The sequence below is a fragment of the Pseudomonas sp. BN414 genome (assembly GCF_029871275.1).
GTDB lineage: Bacteria > Pseudomonadota > Gammaproteobacteria > Pseudomonadales > Pseudomonadaceae > Metapseudomonas > Metapseudomonas resinovorans_C.
In genome coordinates this window covers 11,834-35,824 of record NZ_SSOL01000017.1, presented here as the reverse complement: position 1 = coordinate 35,824, position 23,991 = coordinate 11,834, and the positions used below count along the sequence as shown (strand labels likewise).

Genomic DNA, 23,991 nt, shown 5'->3' with positions numbered 1-23,991 from the left:
GGCACTAGCCCTCCGCCTGATCTGGGGTCGCTTCAGCCTCGGGTACGGCCACCGTGGTGATTCCGTCCAATCCTGCCATTGCCAGTGAGCCGGCGTGACGTTGGAAGTTCGTCGCTATATCGACAGCCGACCAGAGGGTCTGGCGATATCCCTCGATACCCGGAATGGGCTCCAGCACACCGAGCCCCAGCATGCTGCTGAAAAACGCCTTCACCCGCGATTCAATGGCTGCATCACTAACGTTGGTCAGCGCATCATGAATCCGTCTTTGGGGCGAGTCGGCCGCAGGTGGTGATTGAACCCGCAGTTGCTCAATGCGGTGACGCACTTCTTCCAGAAATTGCTCCAGGTCGACCGAGCTGTCCTTGAACGCACTGATTGCCTCAATGGGACGGTCTTCGGTGGTGTAGAGGAAATACAGCAAGACCAGGAGGAAGAAGGTTGCCCAAATGGCGGAGCTTTCAGCCGTCTCTGAGCGCCGCTCATCGATAAGCTCTTGCAAGAGGGCGCTGGTAGCCAGGTGTTCCGGCGCTCGCTCAATGGGGTCGCGCACGGCCACGTAGATGCGGCCAGTGTTGGCCAAGCCCAGGGCAAAGGCGTCGATGGTCTGAAGCCGCAACCCTTGGGTTCGAAGAAACTCCTCAAGGTCACCGGACCGACCATATTGCCGTTCCAGGATTTCAACGGCGTCCTTCTCTTCCTGTGAGCGTCGACGCCCGCTGGCGGCGAAGCTGTAAATCGTGCGGCGCGCAACCAACTGATTGAACACGAGTCCCATTTCTTCGGGAGTCATGTGATCTCCTTGCGGTCGCTCCGCAGGTGAATGGCAAGGTCTGACGCAATGATGTGGTAGCCAAACGCGTGATGCTGTTGCAGGTCTGGCCCGCAAGTGACTTCAAGTTCAACCTTGGCTCCGAGGGGGTCGGTGACGACGTACAGCCCCATCACTGCGGCCAGGTCCTCGACTTTGTCGAATCGTAATGCCCCCTCGCCAAGCTGCCCGCTCTGTAGCAGATCACCGAGGTGTATTGGACCCTGTTGCAGTGCCACAAGGAGAACCGGCGCATGCCTTTTCAGCCACGAGGAAAATTGCTCATTCGGAGAGCTGGTGCGCGGGTCGTCATCGAAGACCACTAGTTCCGGTTCAACTGGCGGACCTATTGGGGCAACACAGCCAATGAATGACGTCACACTTGCCACGTGGCTTTGTGGTACCCAGCCACAACACCCGGCCAGGAGCCCTTCCATGGCACTAGCCGAAAGTGGTTCTCCAAGGAAATGAGTCAGGATGTCGTCGAACCTAAGCACCCCCAACCGCTGGCGCCTGCTCTTCTGCAGGTCCGCCAGGAGGCCGGCCCAGTTCCGGTTCAGCGACTCGGTTGCTTGATGGATGATGCGCAGGTTGCGGCGCAGGGAGCTCAGCGAAACCGCCACATTCGGGTTCAAGAGTTGGAACCGCTCCAACTCGGCCTGAATAGCTTGGCTGTGCAGTAGATCAAGGGCGTTCAGCGAGGCATCCAGAGCGCGCTTGAGCATGTCGGTGAAATGCTGGCGACGCTGCACGTATTGCTGGGCCATTGCATGAATCGAAGGGCTTTCTCGGATCGCCGTGAGCTGTTCACTGAAGAGCCGCAAGGACGACAAAATCTCTTGGCACAGTCTAGGCACGTCATCGAACAAATTGCCGCGTATGGCGCCAACCAGCATCTCGACGTGCTTGTCTTCATATAACCAATCACGACGGTGCCGAAGCATCTTGAGGAAAAGCCGGCCGGCCTCCGAGAGCTTCACCCGGTCATGTCGGGCGTGATAGCGAACCAGGCGAGACCAGGCCCGTGTTTGACGTGTCTCCGTGTTGGCCGCGGTCTGAAATCGAATCTCACGGTCGACATCAAGGAAGCGGGTGCAGAACCTCACTTCCTCGACTTCGAGGCCAGGGAGTTTTTCGCGCATGTGTTCGGCGACGACACTGATCGCGACGAACTCGCTGCTCCCATCGATCAAGCGACTTTCAAGATGCCCAAGCAGGTGGCCTGCCACCAGTGCTCGGCGATCGGCGCCTTCCTGCGGCTGAGGGGAGGTGATGTGGGTGGAGTCGGTGTCGACCCGAGCACACTGCAAATCGGCCAGCCGCGACGTCAGGGCGGTCACCAAAACATCCACAGGCAGATCGATGGCGTCCATGGAAGACGCTCCTCTCAAATGCATCGTCTTAACCGACGGATTAACAGTAGACGACGTGCACAGATTTTCCCAAGAGACCTGGGCCCGATGGGCCTATTCTGTTGGTTAACCGACCGACTTCTGGGGGAATCGTGGTCGAGCAACCCGTGCTGCTTACCATCAAGACGCCATTGCGGCATCGAGCGAGTCCGGTAGTGCTTCCTGAAGGATCGCGGGGAAGCTGGTTTAGCCAGCAACGTCTTCGGTTCATCGAGGCGCGCTTGTTCTGGCACGGCCGGGTCAACCGATCGGACCTGGTGGACCATTTTGCGATTCACCGATCGGTGGCTTCGGAAGACTTGGCTGAGTATCGACGCGTTGCACCGCGCAATGCTGTGTACGATCGACGAAGCAAGGCCTACCGAGCGGGGAGGGGATTTCTTCCTGTGTTCGGCCCACCAGCCCTGGTGGGACTGCTGGCGCACAGCGTTCTGGGCGATGGTTTGCCTTACCCGGGAACTCCCTTTGAAACGGTTGCCGTTCCAGGACGGACGGCAGACCCCGTGGTCGCTCGCAATGTCATCGCTGCGGCCCAGCGCGGGTTTGCTCTCAGGGTGTTCTACCGGTCAATGGGGACGCCGGCGGGACGATGGCGCTGGATTGAACCGCATAGTTTGGTTTCCGACGGCTTCCGCTGGCATGTGCGGGCCTTCTGTCGAGAGCGTGGTGCGTTTCGCGATTTTGTCCTGGGCCGTATCGAGCGTGCCGATGAAACTGGCGTGCAGACAGTTGACCCGGACAGCGATGTGCATTGGCAGCAACTGATTGAAGTGGAAATTCGACCGCACCGAAAACTGACCGTTGAGCAGGCGGAATTGGTTGCGCTGGACTATTGCATGGACGGCGGAAGCGCGCGGTTCAGTTGCCGACGGGCATTGCTCTGGTACGCCCTCGTCAACTTGGGTCTGGATGAAGAGCGCTTGCCGCCACGACAACTGGTGGAGTTAGTGGATCCAAGTCTTCGCACCCTCGCGGGCTTTCGCTGAGTCGCATAACTGATGCCTCGCTATCGCTACCACTTGATGGAAAACAAAGAAAAGCGTCTGCTCGGCCTCCCGGGTGGAGCTTCTGCATATCAGAGGTGCACGCTGGTGGTGACCGCTTCATCGTCGCGTTGGTGTACGTTCGAGGAAGCGATCTTTCATCGGGACACCATATTTACCCTCGGGATATTGAGGGGGGCTAAAGCACAAGCTGCACGTGTGCGCCAGTGGTCATGCGCGGATCGACATGGTACTCAGATTCAGCGACCTGCTCAGGAGCGATTCTGGGATCCGACGGCGATATCAGGAGTTGAAGCTCCGACTTGAAGCAAGCTATACCAGCGGCATCGGTGAGTACCTTGCGAGTAAGGCGTCGTTCATTGAGTCCGTCATGGCGCACGACAAACGACCGTTGGATAACGAGTACGCTCCGCAACGAGCTCAGATTTCCCGTCTCAACCAGTAAGCACTATCGTAGTAGTCGTCATCTCAGCGTTCAGGGATTGAGCATGATCGCATTGGAAAAGCGTTACCCGAGAGCGTCGTTCAGCAAGAAGCTGACGAGTATGTGCAAGAAGCTAGACGAGGCCTCCGAGCGCCTCGTTGAGTACAAGGATTTTTGGGGCGGCACCCAGTCTCCACTTGTCATCATTTCCTCATTGTGGGTCGTTGGTTCCTATGCCCGTGGCGCGCCCGAGTGCGGTGATCTTGATGTGGTGATGGAACTCTCCTCGCGGGGAGGCGGAGAGCCATTAACTTCGCGCATTGGCAAGGCCTTCTTTGGCGCTCTTCCCCTGGTTCGGTACTACTCCGGAACTCCGGACAAGAATACTTCTGGCGTTGCATTCCCTGATGCAGTTCTGATCTGGTCAGGGGACAGCCACGATTGGAAGGGTGCCATCAACTCGATCTGTATTGATCCGAGCGCGGGTAGAGCGGCTAGAGAGACTGACTGTATTCCGCTGCGCGACGAGCAACTGCGCACATACGAAGATGAGTTGTTGACCGTGGCAGGGTTGCTCAACGAGGGGCGACTGGAGAGCGAGTTCGTCGCTTTCGATAGCGCGATGCTGAGTCCCCTCCCTGAGGAAGATGTTGACGAAACCGAGCAGCGTCGCTTTGCGGGGCTGGGCAAGAAGTCCCGTGACTTGCTGCCGGCACTGGTGCGGTTGATGAGAAGGCATGAGCCGTTGGGGGAGTGGTCATACAAAGACGTCACGACCCTACATTGTGGCGGAAGCCGGATTCGCCTTGGTAGGCCCGAGCTAGATGTGGGGTGCTTCGACAAGTCACCAGCGATTCGACAGCTCGCCCTTATCCCCCACCACAGTGCTCGAGGTCCCAATGGGGCGTGGCTGTTGCGTAGGGGGCCAGCCCATCCAGACGTGGTCGCCATAGCGAATCGAAGCGCATTCCTTTCGACCACGGACGGTATCCCTGATCTTGTCGGCGCCAGCGGCAAATACTGGGGCTCAGTTCGCATTTTGGAATTGGATGTGTCCGAGGAAAACGCCAAGAAGCGGCTGGCTGTCTGGCAGGAGCCCGACGATGAACCTTCGGAGGTTGTTGAGATAAAGGGGCGCGATCTCCTGGGGCTCATCTGTTGTGTCGACGTCATCGAGGTCGGCGATCAGCATTTTGCTGTTAGTTGGGCCGGTGGAAGCTATCTCGAGCAGGAGAATGCAGCTTTGTCGGAGATCATCGCGGCGCTACCCGCGTCGCGAGCGAGCATGGACTGACTGGGTCCCGGTCGCGAGGTATACAAGCCAGTCAAGCGCAATCGTCATGGGGGCAGTCTGAACGGCCCACACGTAGAGACGATCATGAAGTGAAGATGCGCTCCCATTTCCTTCGGAAGAGTTCTTGACACGCACGAGGTGCACCACCGAAACACCTATGTGCCGAAGTGGAAAGGAGCGCCTGGGACCCATAGCAGATGGGTTCGCCCCGTTCATCGAGCAGGACGCCTTTGGCCCCGATCAACAGGGCATGGCCGGCAGCAATGTCATGTGCTGAAACCGGAACAAGGGAAATGCCAGCCACTGCATCGCCGGCGGCGACCCGGGCCAAGCGATAAGCAATGCTCGGCATTGGCACGAAGTCAGCGGGTGCACAAAGTTCGGAATTCAGTTTGGGTTTGTTGGCGGCGGCGGTGCTCACAAAAACTTTGCTGCCCGCCTCCAAATGGAGGTGGATCAATCGACTTGGTAGCAATTCGCCGTTGCGCAGGATGCCTCCGAGTCCCTTAGTCCACGAGATGCAGTCGGGCCCACGATCGCTAGTGACTGGCGCATAGACCACTCCTAACACCGGAACTGTATTGCGCATTAAAGCAACCGATACGGCCGAGCCGCGACGCCCTTGGAGGAAATCACTCGTTCCGTCGTTCGGATCCACCACCCAACAAAATTCGGCGCTGGTAAGGATGCGTCCTGTTTCCTCGCCCCAGTAATCGCAGTCAACTAAATCGAGCAGGCTTACACGTAGCTGTTGCTCGATCTCGACGTCGACTTCCGCCTTGTCCCCGTGACCGCGAGGGCCACCAGGGCGGTTCCATTCTGCTTCCAGCAAATTCCCCGCTAGCAGTACCTTTTCGACCACTTGGTCCAGCAGGTGCACATAGTCCATAACTCCCTCGACGGGCAGGGGCAAAGGGGTGGCTAGTCACATTTCATCAGAGGGGTCAGTGCTTTGCACTAGGGCCGTCCAATAAAGCGCCTCATTGTGGCCGGAGGTGTGGCGCTGCGGGCGATCATTTTGAGCAGCTCAACAAGATGGCCGCCAATTTTTCGCACAACTTGCGCCGTAGGCGATCTCTCGGAGGAAGAGCTGTGGGCTGGTAAGTCAACGTCGAAGAAAAGAATGGAGCGGTAGGAAACTTTACCAGGAGCTTTTCTTCGAGCAATCCCTGCAATAGCACTTCACCCCGGCTGGGATAATGCCGCAGCAACTGGTTGGCCATGCCCCGCATTTCTTCGCTGACCGACAAGTCCCGCTCTAGCTGCTTCAAGAACTCGTGGGTCTGTATGACTGCGCGGGTTCGCTCATGCGGCATCGTCATACGACAACCTCCGCTTACCGATTTGTTTGCTTCAGGAAAAAAACAAACCCCCTGGTGCGCAGTGCGGGAAAGATCCCGTCCGAGGCGTGGGGGTTATGGTCAGCTATTATCTTAACGTAGGATTTTGAGGCCTTCTACTTGAGGCGACCAAGCGCTTCTACAGGGACGACCCGTTCGGTTGCTTCCGATTGCTCCGTTTCCGAAGATAGGGAGGCCTCGGCCGCCTGGCGAAGGCCGCCCGTGAACAGCCTAGTGCCGCTGGCTAGAAGCCAGCGGCACTAGGCTGTTTCGATGCATCCGTTCCAGTTCTTAGTGAAAAAATTCCAAATCTCAGTGGATCACTTCGATTTTGTTTTTGTCTCCCCGGTCTTGGTTAAACTGCGTTTTTTCCTGGGAAATCACGCACCGTGAAGTGGGACATCTTCTGCAACGTCGTCGACAACTTTGGCGACATCGGCGTGACCTGGCGGCTGGCTCGCCAACTGGTCGCCGAGCATGGCCAATCGGTGCGCCTCTGGGTGGATGAGCCCGCCGTCTTCGCGCCGCTCTGTCCGCAGGCCGACCCCGAGGCGGATAGCCAGTGGCAACAGGGCGTGGAAATCCGCCACTGGCGCCAGGACTGGCAGCCGGCCGAGGCGGCGGATGTGGTGATCGAGGCCTTTGCCTGCCAGCTCCCCGGCGCCTATCTGGACGCCATGGCCGCGAGGCCGGAAAAGCCCACCTGGTTGAACCTGGAGTACCTGAGTGCCGAGGACTGGGTGGCCGGCTGCCACGGCCTGCCATCGTTCCAGGCCAATGGATTGCAGAAGGCTTTCTACTTCCCCGGCTTCATCGAAGGCACCGGCGGGTTGCTGCGAGAGTCCGGACTGCTGGAGCGGCGCCAGGCGTTCCTGACCGATCCTGATGCGCGGCGGGCCTTCCTCGAAGAACTCGGCGTGGAGCTGGATGACGACGCGCTACTGATTTCGCTGTTCGCCTATGAGAATGCCGCCCTGGCCGGTTGGCTGGACGTCCTCGCAGCGGGTGATCGGCCGGTGCAACTGCTGGTGCCCGTCGGTCGGGTACTGGCCGATCTCGCCAAATGGCTGGGCGAGGAAAAGCTGACTGCGGGCGCTCGCTTCAGCCGAGGAAAACTGGCGATACAGGTCCTGCCTTTCGTCAGCCAGGACGATTACGACCGCATCCTCTGGTGCTGCGACTTCAATGCCGTGCGCGGTGAGGACTCCTTTGTCCGTGCCCAATGGGCGGGGAAACCCCTGCTTTGGCACATCTATCAGCAGGAGGAGGACGCCCATTGGGACAAGCTGGAGGCGTTCCTCGTCCTCTATTGCGCTGAGCTGTCGCCGGCTGCGTCGGCTGCGCTGACCGAGGGCTGGCGGGCCTGGAACCGGGGCGAGGGCATGGGCGAGGCGTGGAATGGGCTGCTGGCGCAGTGGCCGGAAGTCAGTCTGCATGCCGATAATTGGTGCCGGCAGCAGGCTGCGCGCACGGACCTCGCGACGGGTCTGGTGCAGATTTGTACAAAACCGCTATGATACGCGGCCAGTTTTTTGTCACCCATCCACATCGGATATTCGTATGAAAACCGCTCAAGAGTTCCGCGCCGGCCAAGTTGCCAACATCAATGGCGCTCCCTGGGTCATCCAGAAGGCCGAGTTCAACAAGTCCGGCCGTAACAGTGCTGTCGTCAAGATGAAGCTGAAGAACCTGCTGACCGGTGCCGGCACCGAGACCGTGTTCAAGGCCGACGACAAGCTGGAGCCGATCATCCTTGAACGCAAGGAAGTGACCTACTCCTACTTCGCCGATCCGCTGTACGTGTTCATGGACACCGAGTTCAACCAGTACGAGATCGAGAAAGTCGACCTGGAAGGCGTCCTGACCTTCATCGAAGACGGCATGACCGACGTCTGCGAAGCCGTGTTCTACAACGATCGCGTGATCTCGGTTGAACTGCCGACCACCATCGTTCGCCAGATCGCCTACACCGAGCCGTCCGTTCGCGGCGACACCTCCGGCAAGGTCATGAAGACCGCTCGCCTGAACAACGGTGCCGAGCTGCAAGTATCCGCCTTCTGCGAAATCGGTGATTCCATCGAGATCGACACCCGCACCGGCGAGTACAAGTCCCGCGTCAAGGCCTGAGCCCTTTAGCGAGACAAGAAAAAGCCCGGCTTATGCCGGGCTTTTTCGTTTCTGCCGTTCCTACTTCAGGTGCTCCTTGATGGCCTCGCCGGCCTGTTGCATCGCGGCGCGGGTGCCAGGGACCTTGGCCAGCACGTTGAGCAGGCCGAAGTCGTGGATCATGCCGTTGTAACGCACCGAGGTGACCTCGACTCCAGCGGCGTCCAACTTGCGGGCGTAGGCCTCACCTTCATCCCGCAGTACATCGAACTCGGCGGTCTGCACCAGTGCCGGCGGCAGACCTTTCAGCTGCTCGGTCGAAGCCTGCAACGGCGAGGCGTAGATCTCTGCGCGCTGTTTCGGGTCAGTGGTGTAGCTGTCCCAGAACCACTTCATCATGTTGCGGGTGAGGAAGTGGCCGTTCTCGAACTGGTTGTACGAGGCGTTGTTGAAGTTCGAATCGGTCACCGGCCAAAGCAGGGCCTGGAAGCGGATCTTCGGCGTTCCCTTGTCCTTGGCCATCAGGCTGACCACTGCGGCCATGTTGCCGCCGACACTGTTACCGGCCACCGCCAGGCGCTTGCCGTCCACGCCGATCTCCTTGCCGTGCTCGGCCACCCATTTGGTGGCGGCATAGGCCTGGTTGATGGCAGTCGGGTATTTGGCCTCGGGGGAGGGCGTGTAGTTGACGTAGACAGCCACCGCGCCGGAATTGGCCACCAGGTCGCGGATCAGGCGCTCGTGGGTCGGGTAGTCGCCCAGTACCCAGCCGCCGCCGTGGAAGAACATGAACACGGGCAGTTCACCCTTGGCGCCTTCCGGGCGGACGATGGTCAGGTCGATCTTCTGGCCATCGGCGTCGATGGTCTTCGTGCTGACATCGGCTTTCGGCAGTTCCAGTTTCACGCCGGCCTGTGCACCTGACAGCACCGCGCGGGCATCCTTGGGGGCCAGGGTTTCCAGGGGCTGGCCACCGCCGGCGGCCAGGGCTTCGAGGAAGGCCTGAGTGTTGCGTTCGACGCCCGGGCTGCCAGCGGCGAACGCGTGGTTCACGGAGAGGGCGAGAAGGCTGCCTGCGACTACGGTGCTGATCGATTTCATGGCGTATTCCTCAGTCTGGATTTGATTTTCTGTCTAAAAGTTGGCGCGCTAAGTAAATGCGTGAGGCAGAAGTTAACCGCGACTTATTTAGCGCGCAAGATAAATCTTGGAAGACTTTGGAATAACGCCGTGGAGATATGGGTATAAGGCCGTCAGACGGCCTTTCCCAGACTGTTGCGCAGTGACACGAGATCTTCCTTGAGGACGGTCAGCTCATCCGTCGTACGTTCGGTCGCCGCGAGAATGCACGCCGGCACTTTCCTGGCTTTCTCCTGCAGGGCCCGGCCTTGTTCGGTGAGGCGCAGTTCCACCACACGCTCGTCCTTGCTGCTGCGCGTGCGGGTGATGAAACCTTCGGCTTCCAGGCGCTTGAGGAGGGGGGTGAGGGAGCCGGGATCGGTGAGCATACGGTTGCTGATTTCACCGACCGTGATGCCATCGCCTTCCCAGAGCACCATCATGGCGAGGTACTGCGGGTAGGTCAGGCCCAGCTCCTGGAGCAGCGGCTTGTAGACCTTGGTCATCATCAGTGACGTGGAATAGAGGGCGAAGCAGAGCTGGTTGTCGAGCAGCAGCTCCTTGCAGGTGGAATCGGACATGGTCGGTCTCCATGGGCAGTGATGGTGACCAATTTAGCGCGCAAGCCTTTCGTGGGCAAAATTCATTCTTTCCATCGCGCAGCAAGGTGTTCTCGCGTAGGCCACAATTTCCCGGTCAACCACTGCAAGGACTGCGTCATGGACAACCTGCAAAATCCCTATCAGGCACCTGCTGCGGAACTCACCGTCAACAGTGCCGCCGAACCTCTGCTCGCTTCACGCTGGACGCGCCTGGCAGCGGCGCTGATAGATGGCTTGATCATGAGCCTGGTGACCGTACCGGTGGCCTATTTCTCGGGCACCTTCGCCGCCGCCCAGCAGGGCATCGAACCGAGCCTGGGCCAGCAGTTGCTGAGCCTCGTGGTCGGGATCGCGGTGTTCCTGCTGGTCAACGGCCATTTCCTCAAGAACTTCGGCCAGACGCTCGGCAAGCGGCTGCTGAAGATCGCCATCGTCACCCTCGATGGCCAGGTCCCTGAACTGGGCAACCTGCTGCTCAAGCGATACCTGCTCTGGTGGCTGCTGGCCTATATCCCGGTCGTGGGCGTGCTGCTGGTGCTGGTGGATTACCTGTTCATCTTCCGTGCCGATCGCCGTTGCCTGCATGACCTGCTGGCGGGCACGCGGGTGGTGCAGCTACCGCGTTGATCAGCCGCGACCGAGGCCGCCCAGGGCGAGGTCCCAGGGCGGCACCGGGCCGAATCGACTTTTCAGGAAATCCAGCAGCAGCCGGCTCCGCGAGCTGGCTTCCCCTTCCAGGCGCAGCGCATAGATGCCGCTCGGCTCCGGCGGTGGCAAGCCGTCTTCGCAAAACAGCGGCACCAGTTCGCCGCGTACCAGGTGTTCACTGATCAGCCAGGTCGGCAGGTGGGCGATTCCGTGGCCGGCCACAGCACTGAAGAGCAGGGTCTCGGCGTTGTTGGCCGTCATGCGCATGCGGCCCGGTCGAATGTGCTGGAGCTTGCCGTCCACTTCGAAGCGCCAGGCATAGGGCGGTGCCAGCGCGTCCCAATCGAGGCCATCGTGGTCGGGCAGCTCGCGCGGATCGCGGGGGATGCCGCGACGGCGCAGGTAGTCCGGGCTGGCGCAGAGAATCCGCACCAGTGGCGCCAGCGGCGTGGCGACCAGACGGGTATCCGCCAGCGGGCCGATGCGCAGTACCAGGTCCACCTGACCGAGGCTTTCGCCGTGCATGTCGATGAAGCTGTCGATCAGTCGCAGCTGCACATCGAGGCCGGGGTAGTGAGTGAGGAACTCCGCAATGGCCGGTGCCAGGTGCCGGCGCCCGAACGGGCTCGGCGCATCGATGCGGATCAACCCTTCCGGTGCGCTGCTCAGGGACACCGCTTCGGCGCGGGCCAGGCGCAGTTCCGCCAAGACCCGTTTTGCCCGTTCGGCAAAGGCCAGGCCAGCGGGCGTCGCTTTCACCGCATGGGTGTTGCGAACGAACAGGTTGCTGCCCAGGGCGCGCTCCAGGGCGTCGATGCGCCGCGCGACGGCAGAGGGTGTGAGCGGGTGGCGACGCGCCGCGGCGGAAAAGCTTCCGGCCTCCAGAACGTCGAGGAAGAGGGCCAGTTGCTCAGTCAGGGCATCAGGGTTCATCAGGTTTGCCTATGCGAAGTACGCAAAGCCATTGTGCGCCGTTGTGCGTTTCCGCGACAACCGGGCGCCGGTAGCATCCCTGCATCGACGTGGAGGTGACATGGATTTTTTGGCTTTTGCACTGAACATCGCGCTGGGTGCCTTGCTCGGCACCGTAGGTGGACTTTTCGGCATTGGCGGCGGGCTGATCGCCATTCCCGCCCTTGGCGTGCTCTTCGGTCTTGACCAGCAACTGGCCCAGGGCACGGCCCTGGTGATGGTGGTGCCCAATGTGCTGTTGGCGCTCTGGCGCTATCACCAGCGCAACCGCATCGACCCGCGCTATGCGGTGCTGCTGGCGGCCACCAGCTTCGGTTTCGCCTGGCTGGCGTCGTTGTTCGCGGTGCGGGTCGACGCGGAAAGCATGCGTCTGGCGTTCGTCGTCTTCCTGCTGGCGCTTGCCGCATACAACTTCGCGCGGATGTTCATGGCCAAGGCCCAGGCCAGCGCAGAACTGCGCCACCCTTGGCCATGGCTCGGGGTGCTGGGCGGCATCGCAGGTGCTGCGGGCGGCCTGTTCGGCGTTGGCGGGGCGGTGATTGCAACGCCGGTGCTGACCAGCGTTTTCGGCACCAGCCAGGTCATGGCCCAGGGCCTTTCCCTGGCGCTGGCGGCGCCGAGTACCGCGGTGACCCTCGCCACCTACGGTCTGCACGATCATGTGAACTGGGCGATGGGGCTGCCGCTGGCAGTGGGCGGCCTGCTCAGCATCAGTTGGGGAGTCCGCATGGCGCACGCCTTGCCGGAGCGCGTCTTGCGTTCGCTGTTCTGCGTTTTCCTGCTGCTGTGCGCCGTGTTGCTGGCGGTCAAGTGACGCGTCAGATCCGGAAACCTTCGATGATGTGCTCGGCCAAGGTGTCGGTCACGGGCGACTGATTGCGCTCATTGCGCAGCAGCATGATGTTGCACAGCGGTAGCTGGGGCAGCCCTTCGGTTTCATCGAGGATGCGCAGCTCCGGCGTGATCAGGCTCTGCAGTTGCGCGGTCACTGCCAGGCCGGCGGTCACCACAGCCATGATCGCCGACAGGCTAGGGCTGGTGTAGGCGACGCGGTATTCGCGCCCCATGGAGTCCAGCGCATTGCAGGCCCAGGCGCGGCAGAAGCAGTCACTGTTGAACATGGCCAGCGGCATGGGCGATTGCTCGTGGGGGCTGAAGCCGATGGCTTCGGCCCAGACGAAGCGCTCCTGGCGCAGCAGTTCACCGATTTCATGCCCCGGCATGCGGGTGACGATGGACAGGTCCAGGTCCTGGCGCTGCAGCAACTGGGACGTGGATTCGCAATGCACTTCCACCTGCACCAGCGGATAGGCCTGGGCGAAGCGCGAGAGGATGCCCGGCAGGAAGCGCATGACGTAGTCGTCCGGCGTGCCGATGCGCACCGTGCCTACCATGTGCGGCTGGCGCAGGGTGTTCATCACCTCGCCATGCAGCTTGAGGATGCGCCGCGCATAGCCCAGCAATATCTGCCCTTCAGCGGTGAGCCTGACCTGGCGGCCATCGCGCTCGAACACTGCGCGCTGCAGCACGTCTTCCTCCAGCCGCTTCATCTGCATGCTGACGGCCGATTGGGTGCGATTGACCATCTCGGCTGCACGGGTGAAGCCGCCGTAATCCGCAATGGCAACGAAGGTGCGGAGCAATTCGGTATCAATGGATGGGTAGTTCATTCATCAAATCCTGAGATGCACTGCATCAGAAACATTCGTTGGATTGATCTTAGTCCTGGTTGGAAACTGGCGCCATCCCCACTGGGAGGACACCAAGATGAAAGGTCAACACGGCTTTATCGGTACTTCACATCACGCTGGGTACGAGCCTCATCGGGAAAGCTGGCTCGCCGCTGCCTGGCACATGGTAAGGCGCTGGGAACAGCTGGCTCACGAGCGCGAGCAGTTGTCGCGGATGAGCGATGCGATGCTCAAGGACATCGGTTTGTCCCGGGCTGATGTAATGGAAGAAAGCGAGCGCCATTTCTGGGAAGACCCCCTGAAGAAGTGACGCCTGGATGCGGCCCGCCAACGGTGAAGCGAAGGGCGGGCCCCACATTTGATGAAAGGGAAAGGAACCCATGTCGAATACATACGAGCTTGCCCAACTGAATATCGCCCTGATGAAGGCGCCCCTGGATTCTCCCGAGATGGCCGATTTCGTGGCCAACCTCGCACCGGTCAATGCCCTTGCCGAGCGGTCGCCCGGCTATGTCTGGCGGCTTCAGGACGAGGAGGGCGATGCCACTGCCCTGCGTCCTTTCGGCCCGGAAATCCTGGTCAACCTGTCGGTCTGGCGCGATGTGGGCAGCCTCACTGATTTCGTCTACCGCTCGGCCCATGTCGAGATGCTGAAGCGACGCAAGGAATGGTTCGATCGAGTCTCCGCCATGCACCAGGTGCTCTGGTGGATTCCCAAGGGGCATCGTCCCGATGTCCAGGAGGCAGCGGCGCGTCTGGCCCGGTTGCGTGAATCCGGCCCCACGCCGGAGGCCTTCACCTTCCGCCAGACCTTCCTCGCGCCCGACCAGTCCGTGCCGTTCATTCCCGCTGAACTGGAACGCGAAAGCCAGGCGGGCTGATGCTAGTGTGAAGCGTCATTCCCTGTTGGCATGAAGCCCCATGACGTTGAGTCTGTCCCTTCCCGAAGCCCGTCGCCTGGCACTGGCGGCCCAGGGCTTCGCCCGTGCGCCACGCGGCGCGATCCGCCATCGGCAATTGCTGGCGCAGCTGGACGCGCTGGGGGTGGTGCAGATCGACTCGGTGAACGCCCTGGTGCGCTCCCACTATCTGCCGGCCTTTTCCCGTCTGGGCCACTACGACCGCGAACTGCTGGACGACCTGGCCTGGGGCAAGCCCCGGCGCCGGGCGTTGTTCGAGTACTGGGGCCACGAAGCGTCGCTGTTGCCGCTGGACCTCTATCCGCTGATGCGCTGGCGCATGCGCCGGGCGGCCAATGGCCAGGGCATCTACCAGCAACTGGCGAAATTCGGATTCGAGCAGCAGGAGGTAATCCAGCGCGTCCTACAGTCGGTACGTGAGCAGGGCGCGTTGGGCGCTGGAGCGCTGAGCACCCGCGAAGAGCGCGCCGGACCCTGGTGGGACTGGAGCGCGGAGAAACACGCGATGGAATGGCTGTTCGCTGCCGGCGAGGTGACCGTCGCCGGGCGCCGGGGGTTCGAGCGTCTCTACGACTTGCCGGAGCGGGTGATTCCCGCCGACATCCTCAAGCAGCCCGAAATGTCCGAGGCCGATGCCCAGCGACAATTGCTACTGCGCGCGGCTCAGGCGCTGGGGGTGGCCACCGAGCGGGACCTGCGGGATTACTACCGCCTGGAAACCAGCGACAGCCAGGCTCGGCTGGCCGAACTGGTGGAGGAGGGTGCGCTGCAACCGGCGCAGGTCGATGGCTGGAAACAGCCCGCCTATTGCCTGGGTGATCCCAAGGTGCCGCGCAAGGTCAAGGCCAGCGCACTGTTGTCGCCCTTCGACTCGTTGATCTGGGAGCGGGCGCGCACCGAGCGCCTGTTCGACTTCCGCTACCGGCTGGAAATCTACACGCCCCAGCACAAGCGCCAGTTCGGCTACTACGTGCTGCCGTTCCTGCACGACGAACGCCTGGCTGCTCGCGTCGACCTGCGTGCCGAACGCGCCCAGGGCCGCCTGGCGGTGCACGCGTTGCATGAAGAGGAACACGGCCTCAGCGAAGCCGGCATGCAGGCCCTGGCGGACAACCTGCAGGGCATGGCGGTGTGGCTGGGATTGGACGAGGTGGCGGTTACCTGCCGGCGGCCGGGGACTGTGCGGTTGCAGGCGTGCCTGGGGAATTGACGCGTACTTGTAGGGGCGAATTCATTCGCCAAACGAACCGCAGGTTTGCCTTGCGAGGTCGAAGGGGGCTGCGTTGCAGCCCTTGGCGAATGAATTCGCCCCCACAGGAAAAGCACCGGCCCAGAGAGTTCCTGGCGAGCCTTCGGACACCATCGCGATTGAAATCGCTCCCACAAGAGCGCCGCGCCCGTCAGCGCCGAATCTGCTTCAGCGTCTCGGCGATCAGGAAGGCCAGTTCCAGGGACTGGTCGGCGTTCAGGCGCGGGTCGCAATGGGTGTGGTAGCGGTCGGAGAGGCCGTCTTCGGTGATCGGGCGGGCGCCGCCGATGCATTCGGTGACGTTCTGTCCGGTCATTTCGATGTGGATGCCACCGGCATAGGTGCCCTCGGCGCGGTGAACCTCGAAGAACTGCTTCACCTCGCCGAGGATGGCGGCGAAGTCGCGGGTCTTGTAGCCGCTGGAGGCCTTGATCGTGTTGCCGTGCATGGGGTCCGAACTCCACAGCACCTTGCGGCCCTCACCTTCGACGGTGCGGATCAGCCGTGGCAAGTGATCGCCGACCTTTTCGGCGCCCATGCGCACGATCAGGTTGAGGCGGCCGGGGTCGTTTTCCGGGTTGAGGATGTCGATCAGGCGGATCAGGTCGTCGCTGTCCATGCTCGGTCCGACCTTGACCCCGATGGGGTTGCCGACACCGCGCAGGAACTCCACATGGGCACCTTCAGGCTGACGGGTGCGGTCACCGATCCAGAGCATGTGCGCGGAGCAGTCGTACCAGTTGCCGGTGAGGCTGTCGCGACGGACGAAGGCCTGCTCGTAGTTCAGCAGCAGCGCTTCATGGGCGGTGAAGAAGCTCGCTTCACGCAATTGCGGCGCGCTGTCCAGGCCGCAGGCGCGCATGAAGGCCAGGGTTTCGTCGATGCGGTCGGCCAGTTGGCTGTACTTCTCGGTCAGCGCCGAGTTGGCGATGAAATCGAGGTTCCACTGATGCACCTGGTGCACGTCGGCGAAGCCGCCCTGGGCGAAGGCACGCAGCAGGTTGAGGCTGGCGGTGGCCTGGTGGTAGGCCTGCAGCAGGCGCTCCGGGTCCGGCACGCGGCTGGCGGCGTCGAAGCCGATGCCGTTGACGATGTCGCCACGGTAGGCCGGCAGGGTGACGTCGCCTTGCGTCTCGTTGCCGGAAGAGCGCGGCTTGGCGAACTGACCGGCCATGCGGCCGACTTTCACCACCGGGCAACCGGCGGCGAAGGTCATGACGATGGCCATCTGCAGCAGCACCTTGAAGGTGTCGCGGATCTTCGCGGCGGAGAACTCCGCGAAGCTTTCAGCGCAGTCGCCGCCCTGTAGCAGGAAGGCACGTCCCTCGGTCACTTCGGCGAACTGGCGGCGCAATTCACGCGCCTCGCCAGCGAACACCAGCGGCGGGTAGCTCGCCAGGGCCTGCTCGACATGCGCCAGTTTCGCGGCGTCCGGGTACTCGGGCTGCTGCTGGATGGGTTTTTCCCTCCAGCTTTCAGGACTCCATTCTTGGCTGCTCATCAGGGTCTCGATACGGCTGCTTGCGGTAGATGCGCCATGGTAACCGAAAGGCCCGGAAGCGGCGCTAGGCGCGCCAGCATAGGAGCACGCCGCAGAGGCAAAGGAGCAGGTGGATGGCGGTTCGGAAATGCGCTTCTGCCAGGCGCTTGTGCAGGTGTTCCCCGGCCAGCACACCGAGCACCAGCAACGGCGCATAGACGGCGACCCGAGGCAGCGCCGGCGCCAGGCTGCCGTCGATGAAGAAAGCCAGGGTCAGCAGGCTGTTGAGTCCGAACCAGACGCAGAGCAAGGTGGCGCGCAGTCTTGCCTTGTCCAGCGCGGTGGCAGCCAGGGCATGCACCAGCAGCGGTCCGCCAGAGGCGAACAGGCCGTGGCTGATGCCGGCCGCACCGGTTTGCAGGCGTGTCATCCAGGCCGGCGTGCGGCCCAGGGGCGCGCCCTGGAGAAGCCCGCGCAGGGCGAACCAGAGGATCAGCACGCCGAAGCCCAGTTTCATCGCACCTTCGTCCAGCCAGGGTCGCAGGCCATAGCCGACCAGTGTCCCGACGCACATCCCCGGCAGTACGGTCACCAGCAGCAGGCGCCATTGCACCAGACGGCGATGGCGCCAGGCGAGAAAACCGCTCATGAGGATATTCAGCGGTACCAGTACCGGCAGCAGGTCGTGGATCGGCAGCAGCAGGGCACCCAGCGACAGGGCGACGATGGTGCTGCCGAAGCCGGTGATGGCTTCCAGGGTGTAGGCAAGCAGGATGAAACCGCCCAGGACCAGCCAGGCGAATTCCATCAGCCCAGCTCTCCGGCGAAGCGCTGACTCATCTGTCGGTAATAAAGGGCCGGCGCCAGCCGCCACAGCAGGCTGGCGAGCCAGCTCCCGCGGTCGGGGAACAGTCGCTGCTGGCGGGTGCTCGCGCTCTTGAGTATCTCCCTCGCCATCCAGTCGGCACCGCGTACCTTGCCCACCGTCGAGCGCGCGTGTTGCGCGGGGCGGCCATCGCCCCCGAGTGCGTTGCGCTCGATGGGGGTGTCGAGAAAGCTGGGATAGACCATCAGCAGGCCCACGCCGTCGCGGGCGATTTCCGCGCGCAGCACTTCGAACGCCTGGGTCAGGGCGCTTTTGGCCGCGCAGTAGCCGGCGCGGCCGAGCACGGGCATCCAGCCGGCCATCGAGCCGATGGCAATCACCTGGCCCCGACTGGCGCGCAGCAATGGCAGGGCGACCAGGGTCAGTTCCAGCGGCGCGTGGTAATCCACTGCCATCACCCGGCGCAATACTTGCGGCGCGGTGTGGATGGTCGGGGAGCGGTGGGTGATGCCGGCATTGTTGATGAGCAGGTCAAGGCGGCCGAAGCGCGCGCGGCAGACCTCGATAAGTTGTGCGTGGACGTCGCTGTCGGTGATGTCGCCGGCTACGCCTGCGACGCGCTCTTCACCCAGCTCTGCGACTCGCGCCGCCAGGCCGGCGGCATCGACGTCCGTCAGCAGCAATGCGTCGCCAGCGGTGTGACAGGCACGCGCCAGTTCCCAGCCGAGGCCGCTGGCGGCGCCGGTGATCAGGACGACTCTCATGGTGCGCCTCCGCGTCAGGCCAGGTTATGGGCGGCCATGGGCTGGCTGTGGGTGGCCAGGTCCTTGCGCAATTCCGCGCTGTGTTGGGCGATGGCGGCGCGGTAGCTGTCCTTGTGGACGTAGTAGGCCATGCGCTCGAGTTCCAGGTACTGGTAGCCACCGTCCAGGCGCAGTGCGGCGCGCTCGCGCTTGAGCTGTTGGAAGGAGCGGGCCGCCGGGCTGCCCGCCTGCAACTGGCGAATGTACAGGGCCACCAGTTCGGCCTGCTCCGCACGGCCCTGCCAGCCCAGGCCGGACGCCTCCACCATGCCCATCATGAACAGGTCGTCGTACTCGGGATGGAAGATGTTCAGGTAGAGCTGCGGCGCGCCGGCACGTTCGGGCCAGTTCAGCTCGGAGCGCTCGATGAACGGGTAGTCCAGCTTGTAGCCGGTGGCTTGCAGGATCAGGTCGTACTCGGCCTGGCGGCCGTCGCTGAAGGTCACGCTGCGACCCTCGATGCGGGCGATGTCCGGGCGCGCCTTGATGTCGCCATGACCCAGGTGGTGGAGCACCAGGGAGTTCATCACCGGATGGGATTCGTACAGCCGGTAATCGGGGTCGGGCAGGCCGTACTGTGAAGGCTTGCCCACCAGCGCGCGGACCAGCAGCCCGTCGACCAGTTGTTTGAGCCGGCGGGGAAGTTTCACGGCGCCGCCGAACGTATCGGTCGGACGGCCAAGGATGAACTTGGGCAGGAAGTAGTAACCACGGCGGACCGACAGGTCGACCGAGGCTGCGCGGTGCACGGCATCGACCGCGATGTCGCAGGCGGAGTTGCCGCAGCCCACCAGCAGCACGCGCTTGCCGTCGAACAGGGCCGGCGAGCGGTAGTCCGCCGAATGCAGCACTTCACCGTCGAACTGGCCAGGCAGGGCGGGGCGGTTCGGCGTGTGCAAGGTGCCGTTGGCGATCAGAATGCCGTCGAAATGGTCTTCGCGGCGCTGGCCGTCCGTTTCGCTGACCAGCTTCCAGCCCTTCTCCTGACGTTCCAGGTGCAGCACGCGGGTGTTGAAGCGGAAGTGCCTGTAGAGGTCGAAGTGTTTCGCGTAATCCCGGAAGTAACGGCGCATTTCGCTGTGGTGCGGGTAGGGGGCTACCTCGGCATCCATCGGAAATTCGGTGAACTCGGTGGTGCGCTTGGAGGAGATCAGGTGCGCCGAGTCGTACATGGTGCTGTGGGGGTTGTCGATGTCCCAGAGGCCGCCGACATCGCCGTTCAGCTCGAAGCCGATGAAGGGAATGCCGTGTTTCTGTAACTGGCGGGCGCTGCACAGACCCATTGGGCCCGCGCCGATGATTGCGTACATGCTGGGTTCGACCTCTGCGCTGTTATTCTTGTGCGGTTTTCGCCCCTGGGGCGCGCGGTTCGGATTATGCCGGGAGCACGGGCTCCGGCTTCAATGGCAATAGGCGCCGGTGTTGCGCCGGGTTGGTGCGAAATGTCAGCGCCGGCCTTGAAGGAGTGATGACTTGATGTCCGAGGAGCGCCTGCTCGCGGAAGTGCATGATGAATTCGGCGTGATCCGCGTCTACGAAGTGGGTCCTTATCGCATCCTCGAATTCGGCGAGGCGGTGGAGCAGAGCTGCGTCTTCACGGCTGATCCGGCCTGGCTCGAGTACGACTACACCCGCGCCATGCTGCTGGGCGCGCTGTGCCATGCGGAGCCGGAGAATGCGTTGTTCCTCGGTCTCGGGGCCGGGACGCTGACCCAGGCCTGCCTGAAGTTCCTGCCACTGGAAGATGTGGAAGTGATCGAGCTGCGCCCCGATGTGCCAAGGCTGGCCATGGAGTATCTCGGCTTGACCGACGATCCCCGCCTCTACGTGCGCATTGGTGACGCCCTGGAACTGCTGGACAGCGCCGAGCCGGCGGACCTGATCTTCGTCGATCTCTATACCGACCACGGTCCGGGCGTTGGTCACCTGGCGTGGAATTTCCTCGGCGCCTGCCAGAAACGCCTCAGCCCCGGCGGCTGGCTGGTGATCAACCAGTGGGCGGCGGAAGACGGCAAGCCACTGGGCGCCGCCTTGCTGCGCGGGCTTTTCCATCACCATTACTGGGAATGCCCGGTGAAGGAGGGCAACGTGGTGCTCTTCGTTCCGGCCGACCTGGACCAGGTGCTGGATCGCGAGGCGCTTCAGGCGAAGGCCGAGGCCCTGGCGCCGAGTCTCGGGTATTCGCTGCAATCGCTGCTGGATGTGGTGCGGCCGGCGACTTGAGTGCCTGCGTGGATGGATTTGGTAGGAGCGAGCTTGCTCGCGAAGGATCGTGCCTGGGTTGTTCGCGAGCAAGCTCGCTCCTACAAGTAAGGCCGTGCGGGGGTTGATCGCTGCAGGATGAGCTCGGTGTTGGCTACTTCCCTCTGAATTTCCCTTCGCGCTTTTCCAGCATCGCGCGCAGGCCTTCCTTGGCATCTTCGGTGGTCAGCAGCTGCTGTGCGGTGGCCTGCAGTGCGGCGGCCGCTACCTTCTCGCCGTCATCCAGGGTCTGGTGCGCCGATGCCAGGGTGGCGCGGACGCCGAGTGGGGCCTGGGCCGCCACGCGCTCGGCCAGCCAGATGGCACGGGGCAGCAAATCTTCGCTGGCGAGTACTTCCTGGACCAGTCCCAGGCGATAGGCTTCGTGGGCGTCGAATTCGTCTCCGGTGAGCAGCCAGCGCATCGCATTGCCCCAACCGGCGATCTGGTGCAGCCGCAGTGTGGCGCCGGCGAAGGGGAAAATGCCGCGCTGGACTTCCATCTGGGCAAAGCGGGTGTTGCTGGCGCAGAGGTTGATATCGGCCGCCAACATCAGTTCGATGCCGATGGTGTAGCAGTAGCCCTGCACGGCGACTATCAGGGGTTTGCTCAGGCGCGGGCCGCCGAAGGTGCCCCAGGGGTCGACGGCGCCGGCGGGCACTGTCCAGCCTTGGCGGAAGGCGTCGCCGACATTGGCCAGGTCCAGCCCGGCGGTGAAATGCTCGCCATGGGCGAAGACCAGCGCGCAGCGAGCATCGTCGTCCCGTTCGTACTCGCCCAGCGCCAGAACCAGATCATCCAGCATCGCCTGGTCGAAGGCATTGCGCTTGGGTGTGCGGTCAAGGCCGATCAGCATGATGTGGCCGCGCTTTTCACGACTGACGCGGCCGACGGAACTGGTGGACATGGATGGCGTTCCTTTGTGGGAATAGCGGGAGGGCAGGTGGGATATAGACCCGCACGGAAGGCTTGTCCATTGGCCTAAACCGTCTGGCGGAGAGGTAATGCGGGTGTAGAAAAATCTGCACGCGAGCAAGATATATCCTGTATGATGCGCGCCGGCCAATCGACGGCTCCGTTCAAGTACTGCGTTTTTTCCCGAGGCACTTTGCCTTCGGCTGCAAGTCCGCGCTGCGGGCTACCCTTGACGTTTCATCCATTCCCAATAAAGCGATCACGCAAATTCTCTACCAGGCTGCCAGGGCGACCCACAAGGTCCTTCACGGCATGTGCAGCTATGGAACAAAGGGTCTTTGCGGATGCACATGAGGCAGACCCATGACCCAGGAAATCGGCACTTTCGCCGCGCTCGGCATTCATCCCAATGTACTGGCCGCAATCGCTGCGGTCGGCTATGAAGAGCCGTCCCCCATCCAGGCCCAGTCGATTCCGGTAATCCTTGCCGGTCACGACATGATTGGCCAGGCCCAGACTGGTACCGGCAAGACTGCAGCCTTCGCGCTGCCGATCCTGTCGCGCATCGATCCGGCCAAACGAGAGCCGCAGGCGCTGATCCTGGCACCGACCCGCGAGCTCGCACTGCAAGTTGCTACCGCTTTCGAAACCTACGCCAAGCAGATGCCCGGCCTGAACGTGGTCGCCGTATACGGCGGCGCGCCCATGGGTCCGCAGCTCAAGGCCCTGCGCCAGGGCGCCCAGGTGATCGTGGCGACCCCCGGCCGTCTGTGCGACCACCTGCGTCGCGATGACAAGATGCTCGCCACCGTGCAGCAACTGGTGCTGGACGAAGCGGACGAAATGCTCAAGCTCGGCTTCATGGACGACCTCGAAGTGATCTTCGAAGCCCTCCCGGAAAGCCGTCAGAGCGTGCTCTTCTCCGCCACCCTGCCGCCGTCGATCCGTTCGATCGCCGAGCGTCACCTGAAGAACCCGCAACACGTCAAGATCGCCGCCAAGACCCAGACCGTAGCCCGCATCGAGCAGGCTCACCTGATGGTCCACGCCGACCAGAAGACCCCGGCTGTCCTGCGTCTGCTGGAAGTCGAGGAATTCGACGCGCTGATCGCCTTCGTGCGCACCAAGCAGGCCACCCTGGATCTGGCCAGCGCCCTGGAAGCCAAGGGCTACAAGGCCGCCGCGCTGAACGGCGACATCGCCCAGAACCAGCGTGAGCGTGTGATCGAGTCGCTGAAGGATGGCCGTCTGGACATCGTGGTCGCCACCGACGTTGCCGCTCGTGGTATCGACGTGCCGCGCATCACCCACGTGTTCAACGTGGACATGCCTTACGACCCGGAATCCTACGTGCACCGTATCGGCCGTACCGGTCGTGCCGGCCGTGATGGCCGTGCGCTGCTGCTGGTGACCCCGCGCGAACGCCGCATGCTGCAGGTGATCGAGCGTGTGACCGGCCAGAAAGTCGCCGAAGTGCGCCTGCCCAACGCGCAACAGGTTCTGGATGCGCGCATCAAGAAGCTCACCACCAGCCTCACTCCGCTGGTTGCCGATGCTGAAACCAGCCACGGCGAGCTGCTTGATCGTCTGATCGCCGACATCGGCTGCAGCCCGCGTGCCCTGGCCTCGGCGCTGCTGCGCAAGGCCACCAATGGCCAGGCGCTGAACCTCGCCGACGTTGAGCGCGAGCAACCGCTGGTGCCGAGCTCGCAGCCGCGTGAGCGTCGTGAGCGTGAAGGTGGCGAGCGTGCTGAACGTGGTGAGCGTGGCGAATACCGCGAGCGCCGTGCGCCGATGCCGCTGGCCGAAGGCCGCGTGCGTTGCCGTACCGCCCTGGGTACTCGCGACGGCATCGCCGCGAAGAACCTGTTGGGTGCCATCCTCAACGAGGGCGGCATTGCCCGTGACGCCATCGGTCGCATCCAGATCCGCGAAACCTTCAGCCTGATCGAGCTGCCGGAAGAAGGCCTCGACCGCCTGCTGGGCAAGCTGAAGGACACCCGCGTCGCCGGCAAGCAGCTGAAGCTGCGTCGCTACCGCGAAGACTGATAAGCACCGCTGTAAACAGAAAAGCCCCGCACTAGCGGGGCTTTTTTGTGTCCGGTGGGCGAGTGAATGGCTGACCTTGTGGGGG

The 23,991-nt window shown here is 62.6% G+C and carries 25 protein-coding genes; 12 read left to right on the top strand and 13 right to left on the bottom strand.

Annotation, left to right across the window (positions count from 1 at the left end):
• Nucleotides 1–4: 4 nt before the first annotated feature.
• The gene (locus E8E95_RS00495; protein ID WP_280347270.1) at nt 5–793 is read right to left on the bottom strand and encodes a hypothetical protein; all 789 of its coding nucleotides are present in this window, start codon (nt 791–793) and stop codon (nt 5–7) included.
• The gene (locus tag E8E95_RS00490; protein ID WP_280347267.1) at nt 790–2,184 is read right to left on the bottom strand and encodes a hypothetical protein; all 1,395 of its coding nucleotides are present in this window, start codon (nt 2,182–2,184) and stop codon (nt 790–792) included. Before E8E95_RS00490 ends, E8E95_RS00495 begins: the two co-directional genes overlap by 4 nt.
• 146 nt (nt 2,185–2,330) lie before the next feature.
• Between E8E95_RS00490 and E8E95_RS00485 the strand changes: the two genes are divergently transcribed.
• From E8E95_RS00485 to E8E95_RS00475, 3 genes are all read left to right on the top strand, one after another.
• Nucleotides 2,331–3,209, top strand: coding sequence for a WYL domain-containing protein (locus tag E8E95_RS00485; protein ID WP_280347265.1), 879 nt, complete (start codon nt 2,331–2,333; stop codon nt 3,207–3,209).
• Between the two features lie 244 nt (nt 3,210–3,453).
• A complete protein-coding gene (locus E8E95_RS00480) occupies nt 3,454–3,672 on the top strand; it encodes a GrpB family protein (RefSeq protein ID WP_280347263.1) in 219 nt (72 codons plus the stop codon).
• A 43-nt stretch (nt 3,673–3,715) separates the two neighbouring features.
• Nucleotides 3,716–4,945, top strand: a complete 1,230-nt coding sequence (locus E8E95_RS00475) for a hypothetical protein (RefSeq protein ID WP_280347261.1) — start codon at nt 3,716–3,718, stop codon at nt 4,943–4,945.
• An 82-nt stretch (nt 4,946–5,027) separates the two neighbouring features.
• On the opposite strand, the gene E8E95_RS00470 is transcribed toward E8E95_RS00475, so the two are convergent.
• Nucleotides 5,028–5,834, bottom strand: coding sequence for an inositol monophosphatase family protein (locus tag E8E95_RS00470; RefSeq protein WP_280347259.1), 807 nt, complete (start codon nt 5,832–5,834; stop codon nt 5,028–5,030).
• 124 nt (nt 5,835–5,958) lie between these two features.
• A complete protein-coding gene (locus E8E95_RS30530; RefSeq protein ID WP_348532568.1) occupies nt 5,959–6,261 on the bottom strand; it encodes a BPSL0761 family protein in 303 nt (100 codons plus the stop codon).
• A gap of 413 nt (nt 6,262–6,674) precedes the next feature.
• Between E8E95_RS30530 and earP the strand changes: the two genes are divergently transcribed.
• Nucleotides 6,675–7,802 carry an elongation factor P maturation arginine rhamnosyltransferase EarP gene (gene earP / locus E8E95_RS00465; RefSeq protein WP_280347257.1) on the top strand — a complete coding sequence of 376 codons (1,128 nt, stop codon included), beginning with the start codon at nt 6,675–6,677 and terminating at the stop codon, nt 7,800–7,802.
• Between the two features lie 43 nt (nt 7,803–7,845).
• Nucleotides 7,846–8,412 (top strand): elongation factor P, encoded by a 567-nt coding sequence (gene efp, locus E8E95_RS00460; protein WP_280347255.1) that lies wholly within the window; start codon nt 7,846–7,848, stop codon nt 8,410–8,412.
• Between the two features lie 60 nt (nt 8,413–8,472).
• Here efp and E8E95_RS00455 read toward each other — a convergent pair whose 3' ends face one another.
• Nucleotides 8,473–9,492, bottom strand: coding sequence for an alpha/beta hydrolase (locus E8E95_RS00455; RefSeq protein WP_280347253.1), 1,020 nt, complete (start codon nt 9,490–9,492; stop codon nt 8,473–8,475).
• A 152-nt stretch (nt 9,493–9,644) separates the two neighbouring features.
• Complete coding sequence (locus E8E95_RS00450; protein WP_280347251.1) at nt 9,645–10,091, bottom strand: MarR family transcriptional regulator; 447 nt, start codon at nt 10,089–10,091, stop codon at nt 9,645–9,647.
• A gap of 138 nt (nt 10,092–10,229) precedes the next feature.
• Here E8E95_RS00450 and E8E95_RS00445 point away from each other — a divergent pair, with 138 nt between their 5' ends.
• Nucleotides 10,230–10,739 carry an RDD family protein gene (locus E8E95_RS00445; RefSeq protein WP_179062770.1) on the top strand — a complete coding sequence of 170 codons (510 nt, stop codon included), beginning with the start codon at nt 10,230–10,232 and terminating at the stop codon, nt 10,737–10,739.
• Here E8E95_RS00445 and E8E95_RS00440 read toward each other — a convergent pair whose 3' ends face one another.
• Nucleotides 10,740–11,693: a LysR family transcriptional regulator gene (locus E8E95_RS00440; protein ID WP_280347247.1), complete on the bottom strand. Its 954-nt coding sequence runs from the start codon at nt 11,691–11,693 to the stop codon at nt 10,740–10,742.
• 100 nt (nt 11,694–11,793) lie between these two features.
• Between E8E95_RS00440 and E8E95_RS00435 the strand changes: the two genes are divergently transcribed.
• The gene (locus E8E95_RS00435; RefSeq protein WP_280347245.1) at nt 11,794–12,546 is read left to right on the top strand and encodes a sulfite exporter TauE/SafE family protein; all 753 of its coding nucleotides are present in this window, start codon (nt 11,794–11,796) and stop codon (nt 12,544–12,546) included.
• A 4-nt stretch (nt 12,547–12,550) separates the two neighbouring features.
• Here E8E95_RS00435 and E8E95_RS00430 read toward each other — a convergent pair whose 3' ends face one another.
• Nucleotides 12,551–13,402 (bottom strand): LysR substrate-binding domain-containing protein, encoded by an 852-nt coding sequence (locus E8E95_RS00430; protein ID WP_280347243.1) that lies wholly within the window; start codon nt 13,400–13,402, stop codon nt 12,551–12,553.
• A 97-nt stretch (nt 13,403–13,499) separates the two neighbouring features.
• Between E8E95_RS00430 and E8E95_RS00425 the strand changes: the two genes are divergently transcribed.
• The 3 genes from E8E95_RS00425 (at nt 13,500) to E8E95_RS00415 (ending at nt 15,553) form a co-directional block, all read left to right on the top strand.
• Nucleotides 13,500–13,733 carry a DUF1127 domain-containing protein gene (locus E8E95_RS00425; protein ID WP_280347241.1) on the top strand — a complete coding sequence of 78 codons (234 nt, stop codon included), beginning with the start codon at nt 13,500–13,502 and terminating at the stop codon, nt 13,731–13,733.
• Between the two features lie 70 nt (nt 13,734–13,803).
• Nucleotides 13,804–14,304 (top strand): DUF3291 domain-containing protein, encoded by a 501-nt coding sequence (locus E8E95_RS00420; protein WP_280347239.1) that lies wholly within the window; start codon nt 13,804–13,806, stop codon nt 14,302–14,304.
• 40 nt (nt 14,305–14,344) lie between these two features.
• Nucleotides 14,345–15,553: a winged helix-turn-helix domain-containing protein gene (locus E8E95_RS00415; protein WP_280347237.1), complete on the top strand. Its 1,209-nt coding sequence runs from the start codon at nt 14,345–14,347 to the stop codon at nt 15,551–15,553.
• 190 nt (nt 15,554–15,743) lie between these two features.
• Here the strand turns inward: E8E95_RS00415 and E8E95_RS00410 are convergent, their stop codons facing one another.
• The 4 genes from E8E95_RS00410 to E8E95_RS00395 form a co-directional block, all read right to left on the bottom strand.
• Nucleotides 15,744–17,093, bottom strand: coding sequence for a 3-deoxy-7-phosphoheptulonate synthase class II (locus E8E95_RS00410; protein WP_280347235.1), 1,350 nt, complete (start codon nt 17,091–17,093; stop codon nt 15,744–15,746).
• 64 nt (nt 17,094–17,157) lie between these two features.
• Complete coding sequence (locus E8E95_RS00405; protein ID WP_280347233.1) at nt 17,158–17,880, bottom strand: sulfite exporter TauE/SafE family protein; 723 nt, start codon at nt 17,878–17,880, stop codon at nt 17,158–17,160.
• Nucleotides 17,880–18,662 carry an SDR family NAD(P)-dependent oxidoreductase gene (locus E8E95_RS00400; RefSeq protein WP_280347231.1) on the bottom strand — a complete coding sequence of 261 codons (783 nt, stop codon included), beginning with the start codon at nt 18,660–18,662 and terminating at the stop codon, nt 17,880–17,882. The genes E8E95_RS00405 and E8E95_RS00400 overlap by 1 nt, the downstream gene beginning before the upstream one ends.
• Before the next feature lie 14 nt (nt 18,663–18,676).
• Nucleotides 18,677–20,011: an NAD(P)-binding domain-containing protein gene (locus E8E95_RS00395; RefSeq protein WP_280347230.1), complete on the bottom strand. Its 1,335-nt coding sequence runs from the start codon at nt 20,009–20,011 to the stop codon at nt 18,677–18,679.
• A gap of 166 nt (nt 20,012–20,177) precedes the next feature.
• Here E8E95_RS00395 and E8E95_RS00390 point away from each other — a divergent pair, with 166 nt between their 5' ends.
• A complete protein-coding gene (locus E8E95_RS00390) occupies nt 20,178–20,924 on the top strand; it encodes a spermidine synthase (RefSeq protein ID WP_280347229.1) in 747 nt (248 codons plus the stop codon).
• A gap of 133 nt (nt 20,925–21,057) precedes the next feature.
• On the opposite strand, the gene E8E95_RS00385 is transcribed toward E8E95_RS00390, so the two are convergent.
• Nucleotides 21,058–21,849, bottom strand: a complete 792-nt coding sequence (locus E8E95_RS00385; protein ID WP_280347227.1) for a crotonase/enoyl-CoA hydratase family protein — start codon at nt 21,847–21,849, stop codon at nt 21,058–21,060.
• A gap of 371 nt (nt 21,850–22,220) precedes the next feature.
• Here E8E95_RS00385 and E8E95_RS00380 point away from each other — a divergent pair, with 371 nt between their 5' ends.
• Nucleotides 22,221–23,906 carry a DEAD/DEAH box helicase gene (locus E8E95_RS00380; RefSeq protein WP_280347224.1) on the top strand — a complete coding sequence of 562 codons (1,686 nt, stop codon included), beginning with the start codon at nt 22,221–22,223 and terminating at the stop codon, nt 23,904–23,906.
• Nucleotides 23,907–23,991 lie beyond the last annotated feature (85 nt).

Bases quoted from the DNA above. Each gene is read 5' to 3' on its own strand.
- E8E95_RS00455 (WP_280347253.1), bottom strand. From the start codon at position 9,492: ATGAAATCGATCAGCACCGTAGTCGCAGGCAGCCTTCTCGCCCTCTCC.
- E8E95_RS00400 (WP_280347231.1), bottom strand. From the start codon at position 18,662: ATGAGAGTCGTCCTGATCACCGGCGCCGCCAGCGGCCTCGGCTGGGAA.
- E8E95_RS00420 (WP_280347239.1), top strand. From the start codon at position 13,804: ATGTCGAATACATACGAGCTTGCCCAACTGAATATCGCCCTGATGAAG.
- E8E95_RS00385 (WP_280347227.1), bottom strand. From the start codon at position 21,849: ATGTCCACCAGTTCCGTCGGCCGCGTCAGTCGTGAAAAGCGCGGCCAC.
- E8E95_RS00490 (WP_280347267.1), bottom strand. From the start codon at position 2,184: ATGGACGCCATCGATCTGCCTGTGGATGTTTTGGTGACCGCCCTGACG.
- E8E95_RS00440 (WP_280347247.1), bottom strand. From the start codon at position 11,693: ATGAACCCTGATGCCCTGACTGAGCAACTGGCCCTCTTCCTCGACGTT.
- E8E95_RS00390 (WP_280347229.1), top strand. From the start codon at position 20,178: ATGTCCGAGGAGCGCCTGCTCGCGGAAGTGCATGATGAATTCGGCGTG.
- E8E95_RS30530 (WP_348532568.1), bottom strand. From the start codon at position 6,261: ATGCCGCATGAGCGAACCCGCGCAGTCATACAGACCCACGAGTTCTTG.
- E8E95_RS00495 (WP_280347270.1), bottom strand. From the start codon at position 793: ATGACTCCCGAAGAAATGGGACTCGTGTTCAATCAGTTGGTTGCGCGC.
- E8E95_RS00480 (WP_280347263.1), top strand. From the start codon at position 3,454: ATGGTACTCAGATTCAGCGACCTGCTCAGGAGCGATTCTGGGATCCGA.
- E8E95_RS00450 (WP_280347251.1), bottom strand. From the start codon at position 10,091: ATGTCCGATTCCACCTGCAAGGAGCTGCTGCTCGACAACCAGCTCTGC.
- efp (WP_280347255.1), top strand. From the start codon at position 7,846: ATGAAAACCGCTCAAGAGTTCCGCGCCGGCCAAGTTGCCAACATCAAT.
- E8E95_RS00395 (WP_280347230.1), bottom strand. From the start codon at position 20,011: ATGTACGCAATCATCGGCGCGGGCCCAATGGGTCTGTGCAGCGCCCGC.
- E8E95_RS00405 (WP_280347233.1), bottom strand. From the start codon at position 17,880: ATGGAATTCGCCTGGCTGGTCCTGGGCGGTTTCATCCTGCTTGCCTAC.
- E8E95_RS00445 (WP_179062770.1), top strand. From the start codon at position 10,230: ATGGACAACCTGCAAAATCCCTATCAGGCACCTGCTGCGGAACTCACC.
- E8E95_RS00470 (WP_280347259.1), bottom strand. From the start codon at position 5,834: ATGGACTATGTGCACCTGCTGGACCAAGTGGTCGAAAAGGTACTGCTA.
- E8E95_RS00380 (WP_280347224.1), top strand. From the start codon at position 22,221: ATGACCCAGGAAATCGGCACTTTCGCCGCGCTCGGCATTCATCCCAAT.
- E8E95_RS00430 (WP_280347243.1), bottom strand. From the start codon at position 13,402: ATGAACTACCCATCCATTGATACCGAATTGCTCCGCACCTTCGTTGCC.
- E8E95_RS00415 (WP_280347237.1), top strand. From the start codon at position 14,345: ATGACGTTGAGTCTGTCCCTTCCCGAAGCCCGTCGCCTGGCACTGGCG.
- E8E95_RS00410 (WP_280347235.1), bottom strand. From the start codon at position 17,093: ATGAGCAGCCAAGAATGGAGTCCTGAAAGCTGGAGGGAAAAACCCATC.
- E8E95_RS00475 (WP_280347261.1), top strand. From the start codon at position 3,716: ATGATCGCATTGGAAAAGCGTTACCCGAGAGCGTCGTTCAGCAAGAAG.
- E8E95_RS00435 (WP_280347245.1), top strand. From the start codon at position 11,794: ATGGATTTTTTGGCTTTTGCACTGAACATCGCGCTGGGTGCCTTGCTC.
- E8E95_RS00425 (WP_280347241.1), top strand. From the start codon at position 13,500: ATGAAAGGTCAACACGGCTTTATCGGTACTTCACATCACGCTGGGTAC.